This window comes from Gilliamella mensalis (genome assembly GCF_900103085.1).
GTDB classification, from domain to species: Bacteria; Pseudomonadota; Gammaproteobacteria; order Enterobacterales; family Orbaceae; genus Gilliamella; species Gilliamella mensalis.
Genome location: NZ_FMWR01000002.1, coordinates 201,033 through 220,090 on the forward strand (window position 1 = coordinate 201,033; position 19,058 = coordinate 220,090).

Below are 19,058 nucleotides of genomic sequence, written 5' to 3' on the forward strand. Positions count from 1 at the left end.
ATCTTTATGTCATTAGATAAAAAACGCCAGACCTATCTACTTGGCTGGTTAAAACAGCATGCAAAAAGGCATAAGGCTAATTTGCGAGCTTCAATTTTAACTGGCTTTATTTTAACGGTATTAATCATTATCCAAGCGGGATTGCTTGCAATAATTTTGCAAAGAATCATTATTGAACAACAACATTTTGTGGATATTTTGCCCTTTTTTGGTGCATTAATTGCGGTACTACTCGGTCGAGCGGGTTTAATCTATCTACGCGAAAAGATCAACTTTGCTATAGGCAAAAAAGTTCGGCAGCAAATTCGGCAGCATGTAATTGATCAACTTGAGCTACATGGGTCTGCTTATCTAAATCAAAGCACGATCGGTGCATGGAGCACGTTGCTCATTGAACAAGTTGATAAATTGCATGACTTTTTTGCCCGTTATCTACCCCAAATGCGCTTGGCAAGCATGGCCCCGATTTTAATCTGTATTGCTATTTTCCCATTTAACTGGGCTGCTGCTGCAATTTTGCTGTGCACAGCACCTCTGATTCCTATCTTTATGATTTTAGTCGGTATGGGGGCTGCTGATATCAACCGCCGTCATTTTAAAGCTCTCGCTTATTTAAGCGGTCACTTTTTAGATCGTTTAAAAGGACTCAATACCATTCGACTATTCAACCAAGGCGAAAAGCAGACCAATGAAATAGCTCGCGCCTCTGAGGATTTTCGAATTAAAACAATGCAAGTTCTAAAAGTCGCGTTTTTATCTTCAGCGGTATTGGAGTTTTTTACTTCTATTTCAATCGCCATTGTGGCGGTTTATTTTGGCTTTTCGTATTTAGGCGAATTTAATTTTGGCGCATACAATGGCACAGTCACCTTATTTGCTGGCTTTTTTGCGCTCATCTTAGCTCCTGAGTATTTTCAACCATTACGCGATTTAGGCACTTACTATCATGCCAAAGCCGAAGCAATTGCAGCGGCTGATAATATCGAAACGTTTTTAAGTAAAAAAATACCGCAAGAACAATCCAACGCTAATATTGCAAACACCAAATTGACTGAACCATTACAAACTATTGAAGCCAATAATTTAATTGTTTTATCTAGCGAACAACAACCGATTGTCGGTCCGCTATCGTTTAGCCTGCAAGCACCATTTAAATTGGCTTTAATAGGTACAAGTGGCGAAGGTAAAACCTCGTTAATACAAGTACTACTTGGCTTTTTACCTTATCAAGGCTCACTAAAAATTAATGGTATTGAATTTACTCAATTAGATATTAATGACTGGCAACAACACGTTAGCTGGATTGGTCAAAATCCTTATCTGTTAAATAGCTCTATTCGCGATAATATTTTACTCGGCAAGCAAAATGCCACTGAAAAAGAACTTGATGAAGTGATAACAAAAACCCAATTAACCGATGTTATTGCAAAATTACCACAGGGTCTTGAAACCCAAGTTGGTGAAGATGCAGTACGTTTGTCCGTTGGGCAAGCACAGCGGATCGCTTTAGCAAGAGCAATGCTTAAACCTTGCCAATTACTAATTCTTGATGAACCAACTGCGAGCTTAGATAAACAAACCATACAAAATTTGGATAAGCAACATATAGCGCCCAATAGCATCACCATTACTCATCAAACAGATGATATGCAAAATTTTGCACAGATCTGGCAATTAGCTAATGGCAAGCTACATTGTGATATTAAGGAGAATTTATGCTAGCCATATTGCGCCCCTATATAGCCCTTTATAAACACTATTTTTGGCAAATTTTATTTGGCTTATCGCTATCGATCCTAACACTGCTTGCTAGCGTATTTTTATTATCCCTATCAGGTTGGTTTTTAGCCTCTACCGCTTTTGTTGGCGTTGCTGGTTTATATACATTTAATTATATGTTGCCTGCGGCAGGTGTGCGAGCGGCAGCCATTACTCGAACCGCTTCGCGTTATATGGAGCGTTTGGTGGATCACAATACCACATTTAAGATTTTAGCTTACTTAAGAACACTTGCTTTTCGTAAAATTTTACCACTAAGTACACAGCAATTAGCTCATTACCAACGAGCAGACTTGCTTAATCGCTTTATTGTCGATATTGATGCACTTGATCACTTATACCTAAAACTCTTTTCGCCCATTGTAACCGCATTAGTTACCATTGGCTTTTTATTTGTAGGGTTAGCAAGCATAAACTTACCCATTGCGTTAATCATTACCATTATCCTTACAACCACCTTACTTGTGATACCTGTTATCTTTTATCAAGCCGGAAAACAGCTAGGTAAAACACTGGCTAAACAACAAAGTGAATACCGGTTATTATTAATTAGTTACCTACAAGGACAAGCTGAACTTATCTTATTTAATGCTCAACCACGCTATCGCACGAAACTTGATGAGCTTGAATCAAATTGGCTTTATAATCAACAGAGGCAATCGACATTAATGGCACTATCAAGTGCATTGGTCTTGCTCATTGCAGGCTTTTTAACATTGCTGGTTCTGTGGCTAATTACCCAATACACCCTATCTCCTCTAGTGGCTTTATTTGTATTTGTTAGTCTTGCAAGTGCTGAAATACTCATGCCAATTCCTAGTGCATTTATCTTTTTAGGGCAAGTACTCACTTCTGCCACACGCACAACAGCTATTTTTAATCAAACACCCGATATTCAATTTGTTACCAAAGGCAAAGCCATAGATTTAAGTTCAGCAAAATTGCAATTTGAGCAAATTAATTTCAGCTATCCCAATCAACCTTTTGCGGTATTAACAGATTTTTCGTTGACAATAGAACAAGGTGAACATATTGCTGTGGTTGGTAAAACAGGTTGTGGTAAATCGACCTTATTAAGTCTGGTTAATCGCATATGGGAACCTAACTCAGGTCATATCTATATCAACGGTATTGAACTTAATCAACTTGACGAAAAAACACTACGACAAGCTATCGCCATGGTGCCTCAAGTGATCACTATTTTTAGTGACACCTTAAAACAAAACTTGCTAATAGGCAATCAACAGGCGACCGAACAACAGCTAATCGACGTATTGCACCAAGTTGAACTGGACAAATTACTCGCCACTGAGCAAGGTTTAGATTTACTGGTTGGACAAGGTGGTCGAGCTTTATCAGGCGGTGAAATTCGCCGAATCGGCATAGCAAGGGCATTACTGCATAATTCACCGTTAATTTTAATGGATGAACCCACAGAAAGCCTTGATCAACAAACAGAACAACAAATTATCCGATTGATCAAACAAACTTGCAAAAATAAAACACTAATCATGGTTACGCATCGTTTGACGGATAATCCGCTGTTTTCTCGGGTTATTTCATTTTAATAAGTGGCGTAATTTAGCAGAATCAAACACTGACAAATAATTTGTGTATTTGACTATTATTTATAGTAATCACACCACTTTTATTTAGAAGGAGAACAGTTCCCCAACCAATTTGGCTTTGGCTAGGAAACATTGATGTTAATATTTAGAACGGTAGTAACTATAATTTAGTTATTATAGTATAGTCTTAAATAACATTGTTGATGTTAAAAAATAACTTCCACTAATTGCTAGCCCATAAGGTAGTGTAACTCTACCTTTTGGTCTTTTTACAAATTTATATATTATTGCAATAATTGCGAGAGGCAGTCCAACTAAAGTAATTGTCACTAAAAAAAACAAGACACTATCTGATGGAATGGATATAAGTAATACAGTAATTAATTTTATATCTCCTGCGCCAGCTAATCGGCAATAAAAGATAAATAGCCCGCACATCAAAAATATCGTCGATGCGCTATAATTTAATTGACCTAATCCAAAAATAAAATTCAAAATAGTGAGGATGAATATCATGACGACAATATAATTTGAGATCGTCCTACGTGTTAAATCAGTATAGCAAGAAACTAATAAACATCCCCAAATTGCCAAAATAATAATATCATTAATTAATTGTTGATTAATCATCATTCACTTTGACCAAGGACGTTGTTTTATCCAGGAATAACCTTGACCAGGAATGTAATCTTGACCATAAACTTCTTTCATCTTATTCACAAGCCAACCCAATTCAGCTCCAGGCCAATCTCTATTTGAATTACTTCCTGGCGAAAATTTACGCCCACTACCTTGCCCAACACCAAATCCTTTTCCTTCGTCATTCCAATAAAGTAAATATTGTTTACCTCCATCAATTTTGACTACACGACCTTGGTGTTGTCTGACCGTTGGGCGTGTACCGTACATTATATTTTTAAGAGAACCACCTTTATGACCCCATGTTTTTATTTCATCAGAGTTAGTAACCGCAACACAGCCACGGAATCGACAGAAAAGCAATTTAATATCACGTGTAATCATAGCTGGAGTAGGGATTGTTTTCCCTTTTTTGGCACCTTCTCTTTTTTCATCTTCATGCTTTATTTTGTCTTCCGTTAGCTCATCATCATCACTGCCATCATCATCATCGTTATCCTTATCATTGTCTTTATCTTCATCTGGATCTGCTCCATCTTCCGAATCATCGTCAAGTTCATCTTCTAATGAACCTGAAAGCCCCAAACGACTAGCTTTCCCCATACCATATACCTGACCTGATGAGGTTAAAAAAGCAGTGTAAGCATTTCCACCAGTAATATGCACAATTTTTTTACCATCAATACCATCTAGATTTGTAATCTGCTTCGGAATAGTGTTATAAATATGGACTTTCTTATTTTCAAAGCCAAACGCATCGCGTTGTTCATCCCCCCAACCCCAAACTTCCCCTACCTCATTGATGGCGTAAGCACTATCATAAGCAGAGCCAATTGTCACCACTGGTCGATTACCAAAATAGCGAGGGTCAATCTGTTGAAGCGTAGATTTTGAACCTCGAGTGCCCGTCCCAGCTTCGCCATGGCTATTACGCCCCCAACTAAATACTCTACCATCTCTTGTCAAAGCATAAGAAGTAAACTCTGAGCAACTAATCTCAACAACATCTTGATTTCTCAAAACCTCAACTGGGGTGGATACATTAGACTCCCGAGAATGTACTGCACCAGTAGCCTGAAATTGTCTGTTTCTCCCCCAACCCCAGACATTACCTTGATCATCTAACGCAATAATATGGTATCTCCCTGCTGCTAACTGAACAATAGAAAGACCTCTTTCAATAAAAGTTTCTACTCTAGCGGGGGGGTCTCTACGGGCAACAGTTTTTCTACCATTACCTTGCAGTCCCATACCTCTATAACCCCAAACCCAAACATCACCATTTTCTATGGTAACACCTGTTTTATATAAGTGCGTTCGAGTCTGCATATTCATTACTGTTTTACTTGTTAGTATCGTGGCATCGCTACGTTCGTTTGCTAACAATGGAAAGCAAAAACAGGTTATAAACAGCATCATAATTTTTATCGTTTTCAATTTTTATAACTCCTATTTTTTATTGCTAATATCATGTCTATTAACAAAGTTTCCTGTTTCAACTTGAATGATTCTATTTATGGCTTCAGATAATGACTGATAATCAGTTGCACCATACAATAAAGTTTTTTTACCATTCATGCATTTAGTAAACCATTTACCGTACATCCTTTCGTATTCTGCGTCTGATTTGATAATATCAGCAACAGGATTTAGCTTTATATAATAAATAACTGCACTTTTGGCTGCTTTATCAATATAACCATTCTTTTGGTTTTGTTTAGATGTGAGCCCTTCTGTTATCTTCTGGCAAACATCATTGTCTAGAAATTTATCTCTAAGAACACCTGCTCCAACATCATCATCACCATCACTAATAATAATCATAATTTTATTATTACTTGTATCACCTTTAGCCATCACTGGGACTGCTCTTAACAAAGCAGTCATAGTATCAGTACCACCTCCTGGCTTCCATTCCTGACTTTTAATAGATTCTAGGATTTTAATATTATGATCAGTATCATTACTAAAAGGAATTAAATGAGGTGCTAATTTAAAACTGCTGATTTTTCTTGATGCTTCCTTAAGTCTTTTAGGATTTGACGCCTTAATTATCGATCTATTCATGATATCATTACTAAATAAAGGTGACTGACACATTCCCTGAAACGGTGAAAAATCAGCAATGGTAGGTGCAATAGGACGATTAAAATTTATTATATTAGAATCCATATTACTAAATAATGTATCAATAGTACCGCTTACATCAACTGTTTCAGTATTGGCAAACGAATAATGCACATTAGGATAATTCCCAGAAAACATATAATCATATAGTTGAACTATTTTACCATATTGACTTTCAATTGTTTTTCTATTTTCTGGTCTTAATGCATAATCAGACTCATTTGCACCACAAGCATATCGTGTAGATCCCATGTGCATTTGTTCAATATTATGTCTTTTCGCGCATAATCCGCCATCAACTAATGCTTCATCACTATTAAGACCTTTTGCGGGTCCGATTATTTTTGAATAATAAAGATAATTATAATAGTCTAAATAGTAATAAACCACGTTTTTAAAATAAGTAAAATAAGGATAGGTTAAATAAAAAACAATGTGATTACTTTGTTTTAACTTGCTCCATTTTGCATATGCAATATTTTTATTTGCCCAAAAATTGTAATCTACTGAATCGTAAGGCTCTTTCAATTTATACATAACCGAACATGCATAGCTTTCTCCACCAGCTGGATTTTCAGTCTCTACATTATAAATTCCGTCCGAAACAACGGGCACACCAATATCATAAGGAACTAAAGCAAAATGGAATTCAGGATAATCTTTATACTTATCAATAATACCTTCCATTGCACTTTTCATATAATCAACACGTCTCTTGCCCTCCTCTACATCTTCAACATAATCATTACAACCTCCGTCTTTCGAACCTTCGTACGAGCCACCATATGGACAAGTAGTTGAACCTGAAAAATCACTAATGAAAGCAATAGCTACTGAATCGGGAGTATGAGACTTTGTCGTATTACCATAGGTTTCAACATAATTAGTTAGCATTGTAGTTCCATTTATTATACCGGGCAGATCATTACTATATAATTGAGAATAAGTAACACGATATTCATCTGTATCTTCTTTATATGAAACCCTAGCATAAGGAGCTAACCCCACCTGCTCTTTGGTAATTCTGTCATTTATAAAATAATTAGTGTAGTGTATTGCAAAAAAATAATTTTGTTTATATGGATCCCCTGGGGCACTTTTATTATCTAAAGCTACAATGGCTAACGCAGCCTCGTTAGCCGCTTCAGAAAAGCGAGCACGACTCTCCAAAGTTTTTGTATGTATAATTGCAACGAGCATACAAATAATCATAACTGGAAATATAATCGCCATACTTAACATAACGTTTCCAGCACTACATTTTAAAAAAGATCTCTTATAATCCTTCAGTTTTAGTTGGTTATTATTATGCATATATTCCTCTCAAAACAGTGCTGTCTAACGATAATACAGAGGACAACCAGTATTAGCATCATTCGCAATATCGTTACAACGAGATAACACTACAGTACTACTACATAAAATTGGTAAAGTACCAGTTGCTTTTCTATCAGTGTTAATCCATTTTAAATAAAGACTTTCATCATTATTAATACACATACTAACTCGATACAAAGGGATCCATCGTCCATCTAACCCACTCTTAAAATCTGGAAATCTTTTAACATATGGGGTGAGTTTTGAAAAATTATAACGTGCAGATTCCGATTTATCGGTCATCGGTGGCTGTGACTCAAAATAGTTTTTGATTCCCCTGTCACAAATACCATAAGAACAAGAAGTAGAGCTTACAACCTGAAACTGCGCATGCTCCAAGCTTGCTGGATTATTAACATCTTGCAAAATAAATAAACCATCTACTTTTACAGTAACTTCTCGATCTAATAATGAGCTAGCCAATTTGCTCAATTCTTGCATTTGATCTCTATCAAAAAGCTCACGAGATTTAAAACAAGAATTTGAATGACGACATAATAAATCTTTACGTGTATTTGTGTCATCCATAGCAGGGTAAAGAGCTGATCTTTCACGAAAAACTGTTGCTACAGCATAATTTGCTCGCTCCAATCTACCTTGGAGCATGATGGAACTATATGCATCATAGAACATGAATACAAATACTGAAAATAAACAGAAACAAGCCGCAAACTCAATTGATATGATACCGTCTTTATCGCGGAAAAAATTACTAGAATATTTCATAATTACTCTATTCCTTTTCCTTTTTCATCTTCATCATTATAAAACTCACGATAAACAATAATTTTCTTCGTTAAAGAAATATCTAAAAAACGACTAAATGGTTCAGACAACACGGCATAGTAGTCGTATTTTAAATTAAATAATATCAAGTGAGAATCTGCGCTAAGTGTATGTTCACAAGTTTCATTAATTGCATCATGCACTGTTCGGCAATATACTGCTGTTACATGAAAATCATCTGGATTAGTTAAATAAGGCCATAATCGTACTTCAGAATTGACTAACTTCTGTAGGTTTTCAACATAATAATTTCCATCTTTAGAAATCGCAGCTCTTCTTGTTAATTGTGATGACATTAAATCTAAGGCTGCCCCAATAACCATAATGCGACTTAATTCAAGTATAAATAAAAAAAGCAAAATTAAGAAAGGAAAAACAATTGCAAATTCTATTGAAATATTTGCATTGTTTTTTCTAAAAAATAACTTCCAACATTTCAACATGACTTTTCTCAGCCTTATTAGATACTAAGTGTTAATCTTTCTTTCCCTTTAATAACGTAAAAGAAAATTTTGATTTACTTTTTTTGACTTGTTTATTTCCAATAATTGCTGAAGATATTTCATCTATTTCACTACTATTATGGGATTGTTTAAATTTATCCATACGCGGAATAAACTTACGCTTAAAATCAATACTTCGATCTAAAAATTCTTCTATATCACCATCAAGTAAATCATTTCTTTTATCGTAGGGGAGATTATCATTTAAACAAACTAAAAAACGCTTATTTAACAAATCCGAATTTTGCATAGTCAGGCGTGCAATTTCGTCAAGCATTTTTTTAGCAACTTTAATCGAGTAGGGATCTCGATTTATCACGATAACAATAATATTTGAAAGGTTAATTATCTCTTCAAAATGTTTAAATGAAGATGCTAACCCCATATTTTGTTCAAGAAAAGTAATATTAAATTGTCCAGAATTAAGATTATCATATTGCCAAGCACTGGCACTATCTTCAATTTTTACTTGTAAACAATCTTTAACATTAACGATTGAACCATCTTGAGGTATCGGTATTTCAAATAAAAAATCTGCATTAGGACTTGTGGTTGCGCCTTGAATATAAAGAAGAGGATAATTAGTCAGGTTACTAATATTTTTCATTGTATGAACCAATAACGATGATGTACCAATTCCTCCTTTAGTCCCTAAAAATGTAACGATACTTCCCACTCTCTGACTTGAGCCTTGTGAAGCTAAACTCCTTGAATGCAAAATAGTAGGAATTTTCTCTAATTGGCTATCTTCTAATAAAAAATGAAGCCCTTTTTTTAATAAAAACTCAGAAAATTGGATTGAATCATGGCTTCCTAAAAGAATTGTGGTAGCCTTAATTGGGATAAACCGATTAATATTTTCTGATAATGATACAGCATCATCTTCATCCCTAATATCCAAAAGAATCACATCATATTGATTAAAAAGTGGATTTTCCTTCAATTCGGATAATTCTAATGAAATAATATCCATATTTAATATATTGTAAAGAGCTAACAAAGAACGAACTCTTTCAATCAATTCACTTCTTTTACTTAAAATTGCGACTTGAAAACTAGATATTTGCCCTGCAACAAATTCTTGTGAGGAGCCTTTTAATATATCTGTATCTTTTTTATCACCAAATAATTGCATACGAATTCCTAATAACCTTATTATTCAATAAAACCCATATCGTTAATAAATTTCTCACTTTCGTTAGAAACTGGTACAGTTTTGCGACGTTGTTTATTCATATTATTTTTAATATTGAAGAAACTATTAATTACATCCGTTCGTTCCAGAATTGGTAACTCGACATTATCAAAGCTATTATTAGATGTCACTAAATTGACTGTTGCAAATACAACCATTTCTGTCTTTGCGCGCTCTGTCTCCGCACTGCGAGCTAATGCTCCTAAAATAGGAATATCACTAATAAAAGGAAGGCGGGATAATTTTTCGCTGTCTTGTTCATTAATTAATCCAGCAATAACAAAACTATCCCCATCTGATAAGTCGATAGTTGAACTTGTTTTACGCGTTGTTAAAGTCGGAATATTATAGCTATTAAATGCATATGAACCTGAAAGTGAACTTACTTCATTATCAAGAAATAATCTAATGCGTTTATCATTATTCACTTTGGTGCTGATATTTAATTTTATACCATACTCTTTATAAGTAACATTTGCCTCACCATCTTTATTCCTGGTCACAATAGGAATTTCACCACCGACTAAAAATGATGCACTCTCTCCAGATAACACAGATAGGTTAGGTTGTGCTAGTACCTTAGCCAGACGATCATTTTTTAGTGCGCGAATCATTGTGGTAATATCATGGATACGAAATCCCTTTTTGAGACCCAATACTGTAAATTCCCCAACAGTATTCATATCAGTTCCACTTTTTGTCATACTATCAAGCGTTAAACTTTGCCACTCAATGCCCAATGAATCGGTAAATTGTTTACTAACTTCAACAAAAGTCAGTTTTACGTTGACTTGATACTCTTCTATCACTTTAATATTATCAATAATATTGTTATAAACATAATAATCTTGAAATGTAAGGTTTGAGCCTGATGCTTTTGTCTCTACTCGTTGACCATTTTGCCCGACCAATGATCCCACTACCGCTATAATTTTGCTTTTTGTTGTAGTATCAGGTGTAGTACCATTTAGTACATATACAAATTTACCATTTGGATCACCGTTATCATAACGATCTACTGTTACGCTACTGTTAGGAAAGTTTTGAGCTATTCTATGCGTAATCTGAGATAAAAGCGGATCAACATTAATAGTGTCATTAATGATTATGTTATTTGCATCATCATAAACAAGCAAGCTGGTCCTACCATTTGATTTACCATATATAATTAATGATTTACCTTCAATAACCTCATAATTTGCTACAGTGTCTTGACTAATGAATACTGTACCTACATTCTCAGGTAAAACAATAGTTTTGCTTTGCCCAACCTGTAAATTGTGAATATCAGCAAAAGCCAGTGAAGAAAAGCCAATAGATAATAAACAAACAACGGGTTTCATCGTATTTATAATTGATTTAATTTTTATTAGCATTCTTAGTTACCTTTTAGTAAATTAATCCGTTTTTTCCCTGAAAAAATATCATTATCAGATAGTGGCCAGTTCTTTTCTTTTTCACTTAATAAGTGTAATCCATCTTCCATATTATTTTTGTAGGTACTTGGGTATATCATAATTGTAGAGTTTGTCATGAGTGTTCTTAATAATTTAATTTCTCGATTCGAAAGCTCTAATTGAATTTGACCAACATCACTTTTCTGAAATTTCGAATCTATTTCATTATCTCGTTCAAGATAGAGAATTTTCTTTCCAACTATAACTGGCTTGATTCGATTTTTAACAAAATCAGCACTTGGTGAAACGAATTTATCTTCTTTATTATTACGTGAATTAACCCCTTCATCACCATAAAATACGTAAATATCAACAAGATCACCTATTTTTAGATTTTCTACTAAATAATAATCTATTTGATCTAATTTGAACGGAAACATGTAGTTTCCTTCTTTTATAGCTAACTTTGCATAATCAGGAGATTGAGGTGAAACAATCAAACGATGTTCAATAAAAGTATCTTTCGCTATATTGTGCATAACAGCATATTGCTCCAACTCTTCTGCATTAGTTATATACTCAGACTTATGCTCATTATCAACGTCGACTTCTATTGATTTAAAATAGTAATGATCCTTAGTTAAAATTGTATTTTTACTAATATCATTCTTTGCGACAGCAATCGTTATCATTTCTGTTTTTTTAGGTACTTCTATCACTTGAACTTGAGGTTCAGCAGTTGGTTCAGCAACTGGTTGCGGTGATGATTTTGTGAATAACAATGCCAACCCCACCACTAACATTAATATATATAAAATAATTAATTTCTTACCTTTCATGCAAACTCCATATGTGTTTTATATCTATCGTTATTTTCGTTGCAATTATTTATTCTTTAAATAAAAATCGAATGCAAAACAGTGGGCATCCCCTTTAGAATTAGGACCAGCATAAAAATCTTTTACTATTGAGTCTTGTTTAGTTTTTATTTGTATAATTAATGTTTTCTCACTAGTTAAACTTCCCGTAACATTGGAAAAATCTCTATTGCTATGGGAAATTCGACTAATAACATAATTTACTCCCTTAGCAGGCAAGCTCACATCATAAAACGTTAATTTGAATTCAGTTGGAGAAATTTTCTCTATTATGTATTGATTTTTACTCAACTGATTTAAAGTTTCAAAAGTAATACGGCTAAATTTTTCATGCTCCCCTGAACGGACAGCTAAAATTTTTGCTTTATTTGTTGTCTGATTTACGTGATTATTTTGTTTAGAAATAGCGGTATTAGAGATTACTTCCGAATTAGTTGTTGGCGAAGCTAGTTTTTTTGTTTCTGTGCTAATATCTAGTTTAGTCATATTTGATAAATTAGCCCCAACTTGTGATTTATTTTGTTTTTCTGGTTTAATAACTATTTTTTCTTTAGATATTTGCTGGGGTACTGTTTTTTCAATGGCATACTGCTTCTGATTCTCACTTTGAGCAGGCACAGCTTCATTAAACTTTATAGCATCAACAGGTTCTATTTGTTTTAATTCTTGAATTAAAATTTCTGGATCATTAGATAATCTATGCCCTATACAAAAAGACTTCGCTAATTGCATTTTGTTTAATTTAACTAAAGTATAAAGTAAGTTATGGAGAATAGTTTGGTCACGATATCCTTTAGTATATAAGATATTTAGATGCTTATAAGCTTCATTATATTCCTTATTCAAAATTGACAACATTGCTAGATTATTAGTAACTTTATTCTCATCATAAAAGTTTTCTCTGGCTAGATTAAACGAATAACGTGCAGCATCGTATTGTCGTTTTTTAAGCAAAACAATACCTTTTACGTTATATGCTTCACCATTTTTATGATTAATTGCAATTGCTTTGTTCAAATATTCTAGTGCAACATCATTGTTACCAAGCCTAGACTCAACATGACCGTATAAAACCAAAATACTATCATTTTTAGTTGTACTTAAAACAGGTGTTAACACTCTCTTTGCAGCACCGAAATCGTTAGAAAGGTAGTAGATCTGAGCAAGCTTATACCTAGTATCTTCGCTATCTGAATGTTGCAAGCGTTGTTTATAAATTTCAATTAAGCCACCATAATTTTTTGTGGTTTCATGAATATAAATCTTTTGTTGCTCATTTAAATCGTATTTTAAGGTACTATTTTGACATCCAGCAGCAAAAAACAATATTGAGAATACACAAATAAATTTTTGTTTCATTAACCTTCTTGGTTTACAGCATATTGAAAAATAGTTCATTATCTCTCATCCCTACATATTACTAAATGTTGATACAATATTCATGATAACAGGACCCGCAACGATAATAAGAACAGGAACTAGAAAAAATCCCATCATCGGTAATGTCATTTTGGCCGCAAGAGCCGAAATTTTTTCTTCTATAGTTAATTTTTGTATTTCTCGAATTTCACTTGATAACTCTAATAAAGCATCATAAATTGAGCTACCATAACTAATACTTCTCCTTAATGTAATGCAAAACATTCTGATTTCCTTACAAGGCACTTCGCGCTGAATTAAATCAATAGAGGGTTCAATACCATTGACATCCATCATTAAACAGGCTCTTTCTAAGATTACTGACACATCCTTATTAATCGGTTTTACTCTTGTGCTTAAATACCGAAAGCTATTTTCAATAGTCATGCCCGATTTAATCATAATTGCCATCATGTCAATGATTAATGGTAAATCTTGTGAAATCCTCTTGATCCTTCTCTCTGTTTGTCTTTTTACTAACCTATCAGGTAAAAGGATGACCATAATAATAATGACAAGCAAAACAATTAGTAATATATTTGAATTAAGTACAAAAAGAGAAAATATTTGATTTATAAGGTAAAAGGACGAAAATACGATAATAACACTATACACTTTCCAGCTATTTTTTTCCTGAAAACGTCGCATAAAGTCAAGACTAAGACTGTTTTTAGCAGCAATTTTTTCAAAAGCAAGATTCTTTTGGTTAGAACTCTTTTTTAATACTTTCTTTTCGTTACTTTCATCATAAAAAATCGAGCTAATTTTCTCTTTTCTTTGGTACAGATAATATAAAATACGCAAATTACTACAGCTGATGTAGATTAGAATAATTGAAATTAATATATGTAGAAAACTATTCATAGCTTAAATAATCTTATTAATCATACGTTTGATAACAAGGTAACCAACAGCCACGCTACCCACGACATAATACAAAATATAGCTACCAACCGTTGTATTAACCAAATACTCATAGTTCATTCGTGAGATCCATTTAAGCATGAACAAGAAAGCAAAAGGCATACCACCTAAAATCATCATCGTCATTCTTAATTCTGCGGTTTTACTATCTCTAGTTTTAGTGAGAATCCGATTGTTTGTTAACATCTTTGCTAATCGACCAAGGATGTCTTTTAATTCCCCGCCACTATCAATATTAACCATTATCGTTAAGATAAAAAAGTAATACTCAGGAAATGGAAGACGTACATAAGAACTCAATAAAACACTTTCAACTCCTTCACCGATCTCTAAGCGGTTATGAATTTCTTTCATTGTTCTACCAACAGTACCTTCAACCATATTTCCACATTCATTAAAGCTTGTTGTTATTGCATTACCAGATGAGACAGCACCGGTAATGATATTTAGCACTTCTGGAAACGTTTCGTAAAATTCTTTTGTCAGTTTCTTTTTTTTAATAAAGAATATTATAACGGTTGTTAGGATAGTACTGAGCGGAACGGCTATATAATTGCTATAATTAGTATACTGTTGATTCAATATTGTGCCGATAATCGTACCTGCCAAAATATACATGAACAATCGTATTTTAGTCTGCCCTGCTGTTAGGAGATTATAATAAGTTCTAATCATTAATATAAAACTAAAACTAATTCTCTCCCCAAAAGACGATTTCCGTTGGGCTAACTGTTCTTCAACAAAATTCGCTAATGATACCTTTTTAATTTCGACATCATCAAAAACTCGCAAGCGCTCTTTACGGCGATATACTTCCCAAAGTCTCATAATAGCGACAAAAACAAGTACAATTGAAAGAATAAAAATCATACTTTGATTCCTACTGCATTTAACATTAGTTTTTCTAATACATCGGACATTTCATAATATTGAGCACTTTCATAAAGCGCAGAACGTTTTACCAGTCCATTACAAACAAATTCACCTTGAATCTTGCTTCGTTCCTTTTGTGTATCATTAATTTGAAACCTAAACACATCATGAGTCACAATATTGTCAGATTCTATCCCTAGAACTTCAGTGATACTCATTACTTTACGTTGTCCATCAGGAAGGCGAGAAACTTGAATAATAAAATTAACGGAAGAACTAATATAACGTTTAATGGCGGAAATAGGTAACTCAGATTGAGCCATAATAATCATGCTTTCTAAACGAGATAACGCATCTTTAGCTGTGTTAGCATGCAACGTAGACATTGAGCCACTATGACCTGTATTCATGGCCTGAAGCATTTCAAATGCCTCTTCACCACGACATTCCCCTAAAATAATTCGATCAGGTCTCATTCGCAACGCATTAACTAATAGATCCCGCATGGTTACCTTTCCTCGACCATCGTCACCCCCTACTTTTGTTTCCATTCTAACCACATGGTCTTGCTGAAGTTTTAATTCAGCGGCATCTTCGAGGGTAATAGTACGTTCATGTTCACCAATAAATCCAGACAAAGCATTAAGCATTGTTGTTTTACCTGAACCAGTCCCCCCCGAAACAATAATATTCATTCGACAACGAGCAGCAATAACTAAAAAGTTTGCCATATTTTCATCTAAGGAGCCATATTGAATTAAATCATGGAATGTTCGGCGTCCAGTACCAAATTTACGAATTGACATAGAGGTGCCATCAATAGCAATCGGAGGTATAACAACGTTAAGACGGCTGCCATCAGGCATTCTTGAATCGACTAAGGGATGCGATTCATCTATATTTTTACCAACTTTGTTAACCAAACGTCTTGCAATATCAAGTAATTGGCGATCACTAATAAAAAACTTATCTGTTTTACTAAGAATACCACCCCGCTCAACATAAATGCTGTAAGGGCCGTTTACTAAAATGTCATTGACTGACTCATCTTTCATTAATGAATCAATTGGACCGTACCCCACAATTTCATCACAAATCATACTTGCCAGAACATTAGATTCGTCTGCAGTAATATAAGCACCACCAGAACTAATAATATCTCTGATTGCAGTTTGGACTTCTCGCAGGATTTGATTGGGCTCATTCTTTAATTGTTCAATTAAATCAAGATTAAGCACCTGAAATACTAAATCACGGATCTTACCCCATTCATTAGAAAATTTAAATTGTTCATTAGCCATACTGATTACTTCATCATACTCTACCATCAAAAGGCAACCAAGAGCTGCTAGCCGCTTTTTCTGCTTCTAGCAGCCTTCATTTTTGAAGATAACGTTAATCAGTTATCTTCGAACTACAGTTGCTAAGGAATTACGTAACTATTAAATAGAGTAAAAACTTCCATAGATACAACCTTTATGCTTAAGATTACTTAATGCTACCAACAACAGAAGTAACTTTAAGTTGTAATGCTGTAAATACATTTTTAAGCATTACTTCAACTGGACCACCTGAAGCAAAAATAGCCATAACAACTACTGCAACACCTGCTGCAACAATCGCATATTCGATCGCAGTTACACCTTCTTCAGTTTTAGCGAATTTACCTAAAAAAGTTCTTACTTTAGTATTAATTACTGATAACATAATTTTCTCCTATTAAAATTTCTTATATTTCTTACGTTTTTTTTAAAAATAATTTACTTTCTTATCTGAAAGTTTACGCAGTATAAATTACTATCGAATAATAGTCAATTACTAACCAGAAAATTTTAATTAATAATATTATCAAAATCAACCCCATTAGAAATGATTATAAAAATAAAAAATTATTTATCAATAAGTTAAATAAAATCACAATGACTATAAAAATGTTCATTTTTTAATTTGATGGATTGTTTTTTAAGCAATGTTAAGAATTTAACAAACTCTTAACATTAGTTTATTTACATTCGATTTGTGGTATAAATTTGTTCTATATAATAACGTTTGTTATACAGTTTATCTGGATTGACGTTAATCTATAGCTATACCACTTGCTTTTGTTGAGTGGGTAAATTTATTCGGTTGCTCTTAGTCTTTAAATCTTTACAATCATTTTTAACTGAAAACATACACATTCCCTTAAAATTCTTGACAAAATGTTTCTAGTCAAATGTTAACGTCGCCGTTATTTTTGAAATATATGCTATAATGGTGCTTTATTTTTAATAAAGAGAGTTTATTTTGCAGCAGTCGTTACAAGATTTTATTATTGATAAGATTGATGATTTAAAAGGCAAAGACATTGTTACCCTTGATGTTCGTGGTAAGTCGAGTATTACTGACTATATGATTATTTGTACTGGCACTTCAAACCGTCATGTTTCGTCTATTGCTAATCACTTGCTTGACGAAGCCAAAAAACAGGGGCATTTGGTGTTAGGCAGTGAAGGTAAGAGCGATGCCGATTGGGTTGTGGTTGATATGGATTCAGTGATTGTGCATATCATGCAAGAAGAGAGTCGTCAGCTTTACGAACTAGAGAAGCTTTGGGGTTAATGTCGTGAAGATTCAGCTGATTGCTGTTGGTACGAAGATGCCAAGTTGGGTCACCACGGCTTTTGATGATTATCGTGCGCGCTTTCCTAAGGATATGCCGTTAGAGCTGGTTGAAATACCCGCTGGTAAACGTACTAAAAATGCCGATATTGTGCGAATTTTAGATAAAGAAGGCGAATTGATGTTAAATGCCTGCGGTAAAAGTAATCGTATTGTGACACTTGATATTCCCGGTAAACCATACACAACACATAATTTAGCTGAGCAGTTAGAACGCTGGAAAATAGACGGACGTGATGTGAGTTTATTAATCGGTGGACCAGAAGGTTTGTCTCCTGCTTGCAAAGCGGCGGCTGAGCAGAGTTGGTCACTGTCGCCACTTACTCTTCCCCATCCTTTAGTGCGTGTCATTGTGGCTGAAAGCCTTTACCGTGCGTGGAGTTTAACCACAAATCATCCTTATCACCGCGAATAATAATGTAAGGTAAACAAAATAAAATGAGCGCAATTATTTTAGATTTACAAATTGCTACAGAAGATAACCAAAATTTACCAGCCGAAGCGCAAATTTCGCAATGGTTAGAGGTTATTTTGCCGCAATTTGTGGATAATGCTGAACTGACTATCCGTATTGTTGATGAACAAGAAAGTCAGCAATTAAATAATACTTATCGTCATAAAGATAAACCAACCAATGTGTTATCTTTTCCATTTGAATCACCCATTGAGATTGATGTTCCTTTATTGGGCGATCTTATCATTTGTAAACAAGTTGTCGAAGCCGAAACCAAGCAGCAACATAAATCATTAACTTCGCACTGGGCACATATGATTGTACATGGCTGTTTACATTTACTCGGTTATGATCATATTCTTGACGAAGAAGCCGAAGAAATGGAAAATATCGAAATCGATATTATGCAGCAACTGGGGTTTGAAGATCCTTATCAACCCATTGATGAATAAAAGTGCATGATAATCCGTTTGATTTT

Annotated in this window: 18 protein-coding genes; 5 read left to right on the forward strand and 13 right to left on the reverse strand. The window is 34.1% G+C overall.

The window, feature by feature from the left end; translation table 11 throughout:
* Positions 1–6 precede the first annotated feature (6 nt).
* The gene (gene cydD, locus BQ5209_RS01275; RefSeq protein WP_085246762.1) at positions 7–1,722 is read left to right on the forward strand and encodes a heme ABC transporter permease/ATP-binding protein CydD; all 1,716 of its coding nucleotides are present in this window, start codon (positions 7–9) and stop codon (positions 1,720–1,722) included.
* Complete coding sequence (cydC, locus tag BQ5209_RS01280; RefSeq protein ID WP_085246763.1) at positions 1,716–3,347, forward strand: heme ABC transporter ATP-binding protein/permease CydC; 1,632 nt, start codon at positions 1,716–1,718, stop codon at positions 3,345–3,347. Before cydD ends, cydC begins: the two co-directional genes overlap by 7 nt.
* Before the next feature lie 174 nt (positions 3,348–3,521).
* Here cydC and BQ5209_RS01285 read toward each other — a convergent pair whose 3' ends face one another.
* From BQ5209_RS01285 to BQ5209_RS01345, 13 genes are all read right to left on the reverse strand, one after another.
* Positions 3,522–3,980: an A24 family peptidase gene (locus tag BQ5209_RS01285; RefSeq protein ID WP_085246764.1), complete on the reverse strand. Its 459-nt coding sequence runs from the start codon at positions 3,978–3,980 to the stop codon at positions 3,522–3,524.
* Positions 3,981–5,423 carry an RCC1 domain-containing protein gene (locus tag BQ5209_RS01290; protein WP_143421819.1) on the reverse strand — a complete coding sequence of 481 codons (1,443 nt, stop codon included), beginning with the start codon at positions 5,421–5,423 and terminating at the stop codon, positions 3,981–3,983.
* A gap of 12 nt (positions 5,424–5,435) precedes the next feature.
* Positions 5,436–7,427 carry a TadE/TadG family type IV pilus assembly protein gene (locus tag BQ5209_RS01295; protein WP_143421820.1) on the reverse strand — a complete coding sequence of 664 codons (1,992 nt, stop codon included), beginning with the start codon at positions 7,425–7,427 and terminating at the stop codon, positions 5,436–5,438.
* A gap of 24 nt (positions 7,428–7,451) precedes the next feature.
* Positions 7,452–8,216 (reverse strand): tight adherence pilus pseudopilin TadF, encoded by a 765-nt coding sequence (gene tadF, locus BQ5209_RS01300; protein ID WP_085246767.1) that lies wholly within the window; start codon positions 8,214–8,216, stop codon positions 7,452–7,454.
* Between the two features lie 2 nt (positions 8,217–8,218).
* Positions 8,219–8,719: a TadE/TadG family type IV pilus assembly protein gene (locus tag BQ5209_RS01305; protein ID WP_085246768.1), complete on the reverse strand. Its 501-nt coding sequence runs from the start codon at positions 8,717–8,719 to the stop codon at positions 8,219–8,221.
* Positions 8,720–8,750: 31 nt separating this feature from the next.
* Entirely contained in the window at positions 8,751–9,914 is a 1,164-nt protein-coding gene (locus BQ5209_RS01310) for a hypothetical protein (protein ID WP_085246769.1), read from the reverse strand.
* A gap of 20 nt (positions 9,915–9,934) precedes the next feature.
* Complete coding sequence (locus BQ5209_RS01315; RefSeq protein WP_085246770.1) at positions 9,935–11,350, reverse strand: type II and III secretion system protein family protein; 1,416 nt, start codon at positions 11,348–11,350, stop codon at positions 9,935–9,937.
* 2 nt (positions 11,351–11,352) lie between these two features.
* On the reverse strand, positions 11,353–12,210 hold the full coding sequence (locus BQ5209_RS01320; RefSeq protein WP_085246771.1) for a CpaB family protein: 858 nt from the start codon (positions 12,208–12,210) through the stop codon (positions 11,353–11,355).
* A 45-nt stretch (positions 12,211–12,255) separates the two neighbouring features.
* On the reverse strand, positions 12,256–13,608 hold the full coding sequence (locus BQ5209_RS01325; RefSeq protein ID WP_085246772.1) for a tetratricopeptide repeat protein: 1,353 nt from the start codon (positions 13,606–13,608) through the stop codon (positions 12,256–12,258).
* 51 nt (positions 13,609–13,659) lie between these two features.
* Entirely contained in the window at positions 13,660–14,472 is an 813-nt protein-coding gene (locus BQ5209_RS01330; protein WP_167370291.1) for a type II secretion system F family protein, read from the reverse strand.
* Positions 14,473–14,535: 63 nt separating this feature from the next.
* Positions 14,536–15,462 (reverse strand): type II secretion system F family protein, encoded by a 927-nt coding sequence (locus tag BQ5209_RS01335; protein ID WP_085246774.1) that lies wholly within the window; start codon positions 15,460–15,462, stop codon positions 14,536–14,538.
* Positions 15,459–16,766, reverse strand: coding sequence for a TadA family conjugal transfer-associated ATPase (locus BQ5209_RS01340; RefSeq protein WP_085246807.1), 1,308 nt, complete (start codon positions 16,764–16,766; stop codon positions 15,459–15,461). Before BQ5209_RS01340 ends, BQ5209_RS01335 begins: the two co-directional genes overlap by 4 nt.
* A 187-nt stretch (positions 16,767–16,953) precedes the next feature.
* Positions 16,954–17,172 carry a Flp family type IVb pilin gene (locus tag BQ5209_RS01345; RefSeq protein WP_085246775.1) on the reverse strand — a complete coding sequence of 73 codons (219 nt, stop codon included), beginning with the start codon at positions 17,170–17,172 and terminating at the stop codon, positions 16,954–16,956.
* A gap of 576 nt (positions 17,173–17,748) precedes the next feature.
* Between BQ5209_RS01345 and rsfS the strand changes: the two genes are divergently transcribed.
* From rsfS to ybeY, 3 genes are read left to right on the forward strand one after another with little or no spacing between them, the layout of a single operon-like run.
* Entirely contained in the window at positions 17,749–18,066 is a 318-nt protein-coding gene (gene rsfS / locus BQ5209_RS01350) for a ribosome silencing factor (protein WP_085246776.1), read from the forward strand.
* 4 nt (positions 18,067–18,070) lie between these two features.
* Positions 18,071–18,541 carry a 23S rRNA (pseudouridine(1915)-N(3))-methyltransferase RlmH gene (rlmH, locus tag BQ5209_RS01355; protein ID WP_085246777.1) on the forward strand — a complete coding sequence of 157 codons (471 nt, stop codon included), beginning with the start codon at positions 18,071–18,073 and terminating at the stop codon, positions 18,539–18,541.
* Between the two features lie 23 nt (positions 18,542–18,564).
* Positions 18,565–19,032 carry an rRNA maturation RNase YbeY gene (gene ybeY / locus BQ5209_RS01360; RefSeq protein ID WP_085246778.1) on the forward strand — a complete coding sequence of 156 codons (468 nt, stop codon included), beginning with the start codon at positions 18,565–18,567 and terminating at the stop codon, positions 19,030–19,032.
* The last annotated feature ends 26 nt before the right edge of the window (positions 19,033–19,058 follow it).